Source organism: Colwellia sp. F1 (assembly GCF_056238625.1).
In genome coordinates this window covers 1-9185 of record NZ_JBWDLI010000005.1, presented here as the reverse complement: position 1 = coordinate 9185, position 9185 = coordinate 1, and the positions used below count along the sequence as shown (strand labels likewise).

The following is a 9185-nucleotide window of genomic DNA, read 5'->3' as shown; positions in this document are numbered from 1 at the left end:
TGAAATGTGGTGAAGGCAAGTGCGGTGAGAGTAAAGCTAAATCAAAAAAATGCGGTGGTTAGGCGCTAGTATTGGTCTTAATTTTAATTTAGCGAGCTTTAAGCTCGCTTTTTGATCGTCCAGAGCTTGTTTAAGTGCATTTGAACTCAGCATATAAACAGGTCCCCTGGAAAAGGAAAATTGATTCAAATAGGTATAATAGTTACCTAAAGCTGTTAAAATGACTTTAACCCCATTCTGTGTATTATCACTTTTTTATTAGGAAACACTTTGAATAATAATGACGTTCTGCGCCGGTTACGCTATACCTTTAACTATAATGATAAACAAATGGTCGCAATTTTTTCCTCAGCAGGGCTTAAGGTCACCAGAGAGCAGGTCAGTCAATGGTTAAAAAAAGATAGTGATACCGATTTTATCAGCTGCAGTGATACAGAGTTAGCGACATTTTTAAACGGTTTTATTAACGAGAAGCGTGGTAAAAAAGAAGGGCCTCTTGCGGTTCCTGAAAAACGTTTAACTAATAACATTATACTTACCAAGTTAAAAATTGCACTTAACTTAAGAGCTGAAGAGTTAATTGAATTATTAAACCATGTAGACTTTCGGTTAAATAAACCGGAACTTAGTGCTTTTTCAAGAAAACCAGAACATAAAAATTATAAAGAATGTAAAGATCAAGTATTGCGCAACTTACTGCAAGCCATAGATAAAAAATATCATGTTGCTCGAACTAAAAAAATTGAACACAATTCCCCTCAACCAGGGTTCACTACTAGTAATAGATTGCAAGACACTGCACCACAAGGCCAGCCTCAAGAAGGTCATACTAAAATTACTGGCCAAAACAATTCCTATAAAAGGAAAAACAAGAATACTGAACCACGGGTTGAAGGTGCACGGCCTAACGCCAGTAAAATTTATAAGAACCCTAATAAAAGTGCTCAGGAAAAGCCCTCTCGCAAAGTGTTAAAACTAAAGCTAGAAGACCTTGCCAGGCAGTCGAACAAAAATACATAGCATTTTGGGGGCATAATCATCTGTTTAGCTCATTAATTTCAGTAAGAAACAAGCAGGCTACCATCATTGACAGAGTGCGATGGTAGCAAAGGAGAACTTAAGCTGACGACTTTGCATTTATCTTTAATAGTTCACCCAACGCTTATATGGTTCACTTTGAGCCAAGGTTGCCTGACTGCCTTTTAACGAAAAATTATAACCACACAGGCTGAAACTTCCACGAAACGCCAAGGCTTGGACTAACGTCTCACTGTCTAAGGGTGAAAAAGTAGCATAATAATCATTATTCTCGCCGGAAGCTTTCTCAACCTGTACCGACAGAGTACGGATAGATTGGCCGTTATCAAAACTTACTGCTTGGCAACTTTTGTCACCTTTGGAGGTTAATTGTGACCATATTACAGTGTTTTGCACCTCATCTGCTTGCCAGTTAATACTAATGCCATTGTACTGTGATAAATATAAGGTGTAATTATCAGGCATAGTTAATGGGTGATTTCTTGTAATATTAGATTGGGAGTTAAGGTTTGTTGGGGGTTCATCTGGTTTAATGCTAGCCTCATCGGGTGAGTCTAAAATAGTAATTAACCATGATGTTGCAACCGCAATTATGGTTAAACCCACGATAGCGATAGCAGCTAATTGTGTCTTGGTGTTACTCAAAATTTTCAGACGTAGTTGCTCACCAATATCTAGTTTTTTGTCCATAGGGCTTTTGTTTTGAAAGTTGTCACCCTTGTTGTGTAGCACTGCTGCTCCATGGTTGTTTGAAGGTTGGTGTATAGCATTAGCAACACTGTCTGTATTAGTACTAATAAGTGTTGGCTCAATTCGAAGTCTTGCTGGTTTACTTGGATTATGTGCTTGTTGATACGCTTTTAGATCAACAGGGCCACAGTAACCTAAGATATAGGTTCGTTTTGTTTTACTTGGGTAAGTTAAAAAAGCTGCTGAGCAAAGCGCGGGAACAATAAGTAAATAATAAAAAGTACTTTGTTTCGTCGATATAATAATAATAGCCACGAATATAAACGATAAATTAGGAGCTAAAATCCACTTTTTATTAAGAGTTGCATCGTGCAAGCGCCTTACAGTTGTTAATAAAAGTATAAACGCCAATAGACAAGATATAATTAGAGACACTGTTATGTTGTTAATCAATGCTGCAGACAACATAATAAATAGCAAGTGAACAGCACTAAAAATGCTAAAAAAACGCACTCGGTTATCACAACCTTGTAAACAAAAAAGAGACTTCAAAAACTGCAAAATAGCTTCCTATGATATTAGCGCTAAAATAAAAAACACTCGTTTTAATTAACGCGATAAGGTGGAACATCAACACTCGCTAACTTTAGCCCATACAAACTTAATGTTGCGTGATGACTTGACTCTCCATCACCACTAAATTCGATATCAAATATGCTAAACCATACTAGACCGTGTGTTTTATTAAATGTTAACCTGCTTGAACGCCGTGCAATAGCAATAAATTGTAACTGACTTTGTTCACAATACCGGTTCGCGTGTGTAAGGGCAGCTTCAGACACTTTTCGCATAAAAATAAAGTACCAACAAATTAAACAAAGTATTAATAAGTAATATATATTTTCCATCGTGTTTGCTATACCTTAAATGATAAGTTTTAGAATATGGTTATTTAGTTAAACAGTTGACCAATAGCATGTGATAAGGCATTGCTGCGCTCAGGTGAGCGCATGCATTCAAAAATGATCGGGCGGATAGTCGGAATTGCTACCAAGTCTTTAAATATGTAGTTAAATAGAGCTTGATCTTCACAGGCAATCAAGTGCTCTAAAAAGGCGATTAATTGCTTAGGGTCAGCAAGTGCCGTCCAGCAGCGGCCAGAAAGTGTTATCAATATTTCAGGTACTATATTGTTTTGTTTAAGCAGACCATCAATAAACTCTTTCACAAGAGTATTATGACAACTGCTTGCTAAGCTGCGGAGTAAAGACTGTTGTAGTTGTATTGTATCGTCTTTTACGGAGTTACCTTCTAAACAACTTGTGTCGTATAGGTTTAGTAAAGCATTTATTAATTCAACAGGCAGTGCTTCATTTTCTAATGCACTACATAAAGGGGTTATAACTTCATTTGGCAGATGGGGTAGAGCGTCAATTAATAGCTGTTTTTTACTTTTTGTCGTTGAAGTTTGCTCATTTATACGAGCAGCAAAATCAGTTATACCTTGCACACTGATTTGTTGCCAAGTATGCCAATGTCCTGCTTTAGTTTTGTTAACATCTCCTACTTCTTCACCATTAAGGTAAGTTAAAAATGGCATTAAATATTCACTAGAAGGTTGTTTCAATTCAAACTTTATTTTGCTGTTTAATGAAGCTAGCTTGTATTGTGCAGGGGTAAATAAATAGGGATTATTCTTTAATAGCGCTTCTTGCTGTTCATTAGCGTCTTGTGTGAGGTCACGGCCTAAAGCTTCAATGATAATTGCAATAAAGTGATTTCTAGCACCTTGATTTAACAAACCGCGCTCATCAAGAGGAAATTTTACTAACCATAAATAAGGTTGCGGTGATTTTTTTTGCCAAAACGCGATAGCAATACAGGCATGGCCTTGGGTAGGAGTTGGATAAGGTAGTTGATTTAGCTCTATTTGTTCAAATGTTTTTTTTGATATTTTTTCTATTTTTCGGCCAATATCATAAAGGCGAAACTGAGAGTTGGATGCGTGTAAAAGCTGTGAAATAGTATCAATAGTATGCATAGGAGAAATTAATTAGCCAAAGTAAAGAAGGATTGAGTCTATGGGCTATTATAGAGATAATGCGCATACCTAGCAAAAGTAAATGTGTACTTATGTCTGACCAATACAATAAGCCAACAGCTGAAATTGGCCTTGAAAAACCTGTGTTAACTATTCTGTACCAAGATGAGTATCTCGTTGCTGTAGATAAGCCTGCAGGTTTGTTTGTTCATCGAAGCTTTATGGACAAAAATGAACTGTACTTTGCATTACAATTGGTTCGTGATCAAATTGGCAGGTATGTTTACCCTGTGCATCGATTAGACAGGCCAACATCTGGCGTACTTTTATTTGCTTTAACCCAAGCAGTTGCCAGAAAAATGAACGAAGCTTTTGCTAATAAATCAAATGAGGTAACAGCTGAACTAGGCATAACAAATGAGCAAGCAGAAGAACAAAATAAAAATGTAGCGCTTAATAAAACCTATTACGCATTGGTGCGTGGACATTTACCCATTGTGGGACACAATACCTTAATAGATTATGCTCTAAAAGAGAAGTTAGACAAGCTAGGTGATAAACATGTCAACCGTGATAAAGCGCCTCAACAGGCCAAGACTTATTACCGAACAATAGAACAAGTAAGTTTACCGATTGCCTTAGGAAAGTTTGCTAGTATTCGTTACTCCTTAGTCAAACTAACACCAGTAACTGGACGAAGACATCAAATTCGAAGGCACCTAGCACATTTGCGCCATCCCATTATTGGTGATATAAATTATGGAGACAATAAACAAAACCCATTCTTTCATAATCACTTTGGTTTTAAACGTTTAATGCTTATTGCTAAGTCACTCAGTTTTATTCACCCTGTTACCCAAGAGAAAGTGACAATTACCGCTGAATTTGATACTCAGTGGCAACAGGTTTTTAAAGCGCTTAACTGGTCAATAGCAAACATATAAACTGGCTAGCCTCAATATTGATACTGCTTGTTTGATTATTGAATGCGGAGCCTTAAAATAGTTGTTTATCTTACTTAAGCCACGCTAGTTTATTTAGGCGCCCGAATATCAATTGCGTTTATATCTTGTGAGATAAGTTATGTATAAAAGTTTTCAGCTCTCATGTCCCTACTATCAGCGCTTTTATCCCCTCTGATTTTCACTGCATAACTTGAATAGTTAGGATTGTAACGAGCTCTTTTATGCTCAAAGGCAAGCATCATTGCGCGGTCTGTTGTCACTGCTCTATTTAGCAAAGATAGCATTAACTGATGATCTGAGACAAGGGTGTTTTTAATAGTGCGTTTGCTGTTAAGAGTAAACTTGGTGCGTGGAAAACCCTCGCCAATATAACCAGAATTATAGTGATTATCGGTCCGGCTAGTATAATTATTTTTTTCTGTCGAACTGCAAGCAAATAAAAATAGGCATAATAATACAGTCATACTATGTTTTATAGTGGATGAGTTTAAATCAGATATATTGAGAGCATGCATAAACAACCTTCATAGTAAAAATAATTTCTATTACTAAGAAGGAGCAAGTGTTATGCCAGTTGTTTTTTTGACAAGGTTAAGTTTCACTTTTTCGTATAATGCATTGTAAATAAAAGAGAAGTTATAATGTACTTATATATGTTAACCGAGTTTTACTCATATATCGTATTCATTTTTAAGCTAATATATCAGCGTCAAATTTTTGCTGTTATGCAAGAGTAAGGGAGTCTATTGTTACCAAGCTTCAATTTTATTTATTATAATATTAGCTGTGTTTTCAGGCTGTTCAAGAGGAAACATATGCCCACCAGGTGTGGTGCTTAATTGAATGTTTTTATTTAACTTAGCAAATTTCTTAAAAAAAACATGAGGGCAAACAGTAGTTTGCTCAGCATATATTAAACTTGCTGGAATCTGTAGTTTGTTTTTATAGCGGGATAAATTATCGGCTAAATTTCTAAAAATATCAGCTTCTACCTGTGCAGAAAAAGCTAACTCTAACTGATTATTACGTTCAATAATACCGTGCTTAACGTAATCTGTTAAACAGCGGTGATCAAAATTTTTAAATAGTGATCTACGAGCGAAGAGTTTTGCTACATCAGTATTTAAGGGCCAATGTATTCTTCTTACTTTTGCTTTACCGGCAGGGCTGAACTTATCAATGAAGGGCGTGCGCTTTATAAACTTCATTGCAAAAGCAGTTGCGCCTGTGATGACGGGGGGATCCAACATGACCAAGCCTTTAAATAAACTAGGTTGTTGGCAAGCAGCAATAAAAGCGATGACCCCCCCAAAAGAGTGGCCTACATTAATTACTTTTGCTTCTTGGTTAATTTTTATCTGTTGCTTTACAAAGCTAATATGTTCATCAACTAAAGGCTGCCAATTACTTTCAACAGGGTAGCGCTCATCATGTCCATACATATTGTGTGCAATAACTTGGTACTCTTCAGGTAAATAATTAAAGAGAGTTTGGTAACTACCTGACGGAAAACCATTGGCGTGTACAAAATTAATCAGTGTTTTTGACATATAAGAGTGAGTACCCATATTAAAATTAAATAATAAAGATTAAGGAAGTTAAACGGTTGTTTGAATTTTGTCAACACTCATTCTTAGAGCAAGGGGAACAATTAGCAATAAAAAACCCAGCATAGCTGGGTTTAGGTAGTAGTTTATTCAATAAACGAGTAAATTAAAATTCTTCTAGCATATACTCTAACGAGTTTTCATATATTTTTAGTTCTTTTTCCAGCTGATATTTATCTTTCAACTGCTCGATTTCACGCCACTTACCTTTTTTATTTGCCACAGGCTTATCTTTAACGGCTTGGCTACCTGATGCTAACTCTTGCTTTAAGCTATCCATAAATGTACCCCTTAATAGTTCTTGTGTAAAAACATTAATAGATTTTCTATAAAATACAAACAATCGTCTTAGTTTTAATATCATATTTTTTAAAGAATGAGAAATAAAAAACGCACATTTTTTAAAAGAATGTGCGTTTTTCATATACTTTAATTGCTGCCTATATCCTTAAAAAACAGTATCAGAAGTGTTAAATAACTCTACAAGGTCAATGCATAAAAAAAATATGCGCAGTGACAGCATAATTGCTTATAGCATTTGTGCTAATTGTTGCTCAAGTTTTACTTGGTCAATGGCAAAGTTACGAATACCTTCGCTAAGTTTTTCAGTAGCCATTGCGTCATCATTCATCTGCCAGCGCCATTGCGCTTCCGTTAACGGTTGTTCATCAGATGCTACGGCTTGACTATTTTCAGCGCTAAGCTTTTGCTCAACAATAGCGTTACTGTTAGCTAGTTCATCCATAAGTTGAGGGCTAATAGTTAAGCGGTCACAACCGGCAAGCGCAAGAATCTCGCCTATATTTCTAAAACTAGCACCCATCACAACCGTATTATAGCCCTTACTTTTGTAATAATTGTAAATAGTAGTAACAGAAATGACACCAGGGTCTTCATCGCTGGGATACTCAGTGCGACCTGTATCTTTTTTAAACCAATCAAGAATACGGCCGACAAATGGTGAAATAAGGTAAACACCTGCTTCAGCACAAGCTCTTGCTTGGGCAAAACTAAAAAGTAATGTTAAATTACAGTTAATCCCTTCCTTTTCAAGCTGTTCAGCAGCCTTAATCCCTTCCCAAGTTGATGCAAGCTTAATTAAAATTCTGTCATTACTAATGCCAGCTTCATTGTACATTGCGATTAATTTATGTGCTTTAGCAACTGAAGCCTGTGTATCAAAAGATAAACGAGCATCTACTTCCGTAGATATGCGTCCAGGAACTGTCTTTAATATTTCCAAACCAATTAATACAGATAACCTATCTGCTGCGTCGGTAACTTGCTGAGTTGTGTCAGTTGATTGAGCTTTAGCCCATGTCACAGCATCCTTTAACAAATTTTTATATAAAGGTAATGCGGCAGCTTTTAATAACAAAGACGGATTGGTTGTTGCGTCTTGTGGTTTAAATTTAGCAATGGCCTCAATATCACCGGTATCGGCAACTACTGTGGTCATTTGCTTTAGTTGTTCAAGTTGTGAAGAAGTGTTTGTCATAATGACACCTATATGTTTTTGCTAAAATATGAATACGTAATCTATACCCATGAATTGTTCAGCTACCTAAGCACAGAATTTAATTTTTTGAGTATATACCCAAGCCACCTAAAGCATGCAAGCTTAAATTTAAGTGGTTTGGGTATGCACGATGAAATGTTACTACATTAAGTCAATAAATGTAGCAATTTCTCTGTAACTTAGGTAAAACTTTAGCCAGTATTAAGGTGAACAGCAGTGATGTAATTTATTATAGTTGACACGCTCACTTAAATTGTAAGCTATGTTATAGTTTGCCTTATAAACTATATTAAAAAATAGAATCGAGTTATATTATGTTACTTGTTGTTTCACCTGCAAAAAAGTTAGACTTTGAATCACCTTTGGCAACTACTCAATCGAGCCAAGCAAGTTTGTTATCACACAGTGAAATCTTAATCGAGCGCTGTGCCAAGCTTTCACCAGCACAAATTGCTTCGTTAATGAAATTAAGTGATAAGTTGGCGGGATTAAATGCGGCACGTTTTGGTGAGTGGTCACAACCATTTACTAGTGAAAATGCACGTCAAGCAATATTAACCTTTAATGGGGATGTTTATAGTGGGTTAGATGCCGCATCTTTCAGTGAAAAGGATTTTAAATTTGCCCAACAGCATTTTCGTATATTATCTGGTTTATATGGTTTGTTAAAACCATTAGACTTAATTCAAGCCTACCGACTCGAAATGGGCGCTAAGTTAGATAATGTGCGCGGTAAAAACTTATATCAGTTTTGGGGAGATATTATTACTAATGAATTAAATAAAGCACTAACCGCGCAAGGCGACAATATCTTAATTAACTTGGCGTCAAATGAATATTTCAAAGCCGTTAATATTAAACTGTTAAAAGCATCAATTATTACTCCACAATTTAAAGACTGGAAAAACGGTCAATATAAAATAATTAGTTTTTATGCTAAAAAAGCACGAGGCTTAATGGCACGTTATATAATTCAAAATCAGATAACCGATGTAGAACAACTAAAGAGCTTTGACTTAGCAGGTTACCAATACAATCCTGATTTAACTCAAGGTAATGAACTTGTTTTTACACGCAAAGAAATATAAGCAGGGACTTTTCTTTGGGGGGCTTGACGGTATAAGCAAATAAGTGAGCAGAATAGCATAGGGTATGATAAAAAACACTCAGCTAGCTTGTTAATCCCGCATTTAGTGCGATTTATCTGCGAACAAACAAAAACTTGAAAATAAAGCTTGAACCATTCTGAAAACTCTCTACAATGCGCTCCAGTTCCAAGGGGTTCAGCCAAAAAGCTTAACCAACAGGACGTTTTAATAAGTTAT

Annotated in this window: 10 protein-coding genes; 3 read left to right on the top strand and 7 right to left on the bottom strand. The window is 36.0% G+C overall.

Features of this window, described 5'->3' with window-relative positions; translation table 11 throughout:
- The first annotated feature begins 270 nt into the window (after positions 1–270).
- Entirely contained in the window at positions 271–1020 is a 750-nt protein-coding gene (locus AC0UA9_RS05815) for a YehS family protein (protein WP_475658230.1), read from the top strand.
- A 123-nt stretch (positions 1021–1143) separates the two neighbouring features.
- Here AC0UA9_RS05815 and AC0UA9_RS05810 read toward each other — a convergent pair whose 3' ends face one another.
- From AC0UA9_RS05810 to AC0UA9_RS05800, 3 genes are all read right to left on the bottom strand, one after another.
- A complete protein-coding gene (locus tag AC0UA9_RS05810) occupies positions 1144–2043 on the bottom strand; it encodes a hypothetical protein (RefSeq protein WP_475658227.1) in 900 nt (299 codons plus the stop codon).
- A 290-nt stretch (positions 2044–2333) separates the two neighbouring features.
- On the bottom strand, positions 2334–2636 hold the full coding sequence (locus tag AC0UA9_RS05805; protein ID WP_475658224.1) for a DUF3301 domain-containing protein: 303 nt from the start codon (positions 2634–2636) through the stop codon (positions 2334–2336).
- A gap of 44 nt (positions 2637–2680) precedes the next feature.
- The gene (locus AC0UA9_RS05800) at positions 2681–3769 is read right to left on the bottom strand and encodes a DUF3549 family protein (RefSeq protein WP_475658222.1); all 1089 of its coding nucleotides are present in this window, start codon (positions 3767–3769) and stop codon (positions 2681–2683) included.
- A gap of 92 nt (positions 3770–3861) precedes the next feature.
- Here AC0UA9_RS05800 and AC0UA9_RS05795 point away from each other — a divergent pair, with 92 nt between their 5' ends.
- Complete coding sequence (locus tag AC0UA9_RS05795; protein WP_475658220.1) at positions 3862–4713, top strand: tRNA pseudouridine(65) synthase TruC; 852 nt, start codon at positions 3862–3864, stop codon at positions 4711–4713.
- A 137-nt stretch (positions 4714–4850) separates the two neighbouring features.
- On the opposite strand, the gene AC0UA9_RS05790 is transcribed toward AC0UA9_RS05795, so the two are convergent.
- The 4 genes from AC0UA9_RS05790 to tal form a co-directional block, all read right to left on the bottom strand.
- Positions 4851–5249 carry a hypothetical protein gene (locus tag AC0UA9_RS05790; protein ID WP_475658218.1) on the bottom strand — a complete coding sequence of 133 codons (399 nt, stop codon included), beginning with the start codon at positions 5247–5249 and terminating at the stop codon, positions 4851–4853.
- 234 nt (positions 5250–5483) lie between these two features.
- On the bottom strand, positions 5484–6284 hold the full coding sequence (locus AC0UA9_RS05785) for an alpha/beta fold hydrolase (RefSeq protein ID WP_475658216.1): 801 nt from the start codon (positions 6282–6284) through the stop codon (positions 5484–5486).
- A 163-nt stretch (positions 6285–6447) separates the two neighbouring features.
- Positions 6448–6765 (bottom strand): DUF3545 family protein, encoded by a 318-nt coding sequence (locus AC0UA9_RS05780; RefSeq protein ID WP_475658214.1) that lies wholly within the window; start codon positions 6763–6765, stop codon positions 6448–6450.
- A 105-nt stretch (positions 6766–6870) separates the two neighbouring features.
- Entirely contained in the window at positions 6871–7839 is a 969-nt protein-coding gene (gene tal, locus AC0UA9_RS05775; protein ID WP_475658212.1) for a transaldolase, read from the bottom strand.
- Between the two features lie 335 nt (positions 7840–8174).
- On the opposite strand from tal, the gene yaaA reads away from it, so the two are divergent.
- On the top strand, positions 8175–8948 hold the full coding sequence (gene yaaA, locus AC0UA9_RS05770) for a peroxide stress protein YaaA (protein WP_475658209.1): 774 nt from the start codon (positions 8175–8177) through the stop codon (positions 8946–8948).
- Positions 8949–9185: the final 237 nt, after the last annotated feature.

What these genes read in the sequence shown, in the direction of transcription:
- AC0UA9_RS05805 (WP_475658224.1), bottom strand. Translation starts at nt 2,636, where the DNA reads ATGGAAAATATATATTACTTATTAATACTTTGTTTAATTTGTTGGTAC.
- AC0UA9_RS05800 (WP_475658222.1), bottom strand. Translation starts at nt 3,769, where the DNA reads ATGCATACTATTGATACTATTTCACAGCTTTTACACGCATCCAACTCT.
- AC0UA9_RS05795 (WP_475658220.1), top strand. Translation starts at nt 3,862, where the DNA reads ATGTCTGACCAATACAATAAGCCAACAGCTGAAATTGGCCTTGAAAAA.
- AC0UA9_RS05790 (WP_475658218.1), bottom strand. Translation starts at nt 5,249, where the DNA reads ATGCATGCTCTCAATATATCTGATTTAAACTCATCCACTATAAAACAT.
- AC0UA9_RS05785 (WP_475658216.1), bottom strand. Translation starts at nt 6,284, where the DNA reads ATGTCAAAAACACTGATTAATTTTGTACACGCCAATGGTTTTCCGTCA.
- AC0UA9_RS05780 (WP_475658214.1), bottom strand. Translation starts at nt 6,765, where the DNA reads ATGAAAAACGCACATTCTTTTAAAAAATGTGCGTTTTTTATTTCTCAT.
- tal (WP_475658212.1), bottom strand. Translation starts at nt 7,839, where the DNA reads ATGACAAACACTTCTTCACAACTTGAACAACTAAAGCAAATGACCACA.
- yaaA (WP_475658209.1), top strand. Translation starts at nt 8,175, where the DNA reads ATGTTACTTGTTGTTTCACCTGCAAAAAAGTTAGACTTTGAATCACCT.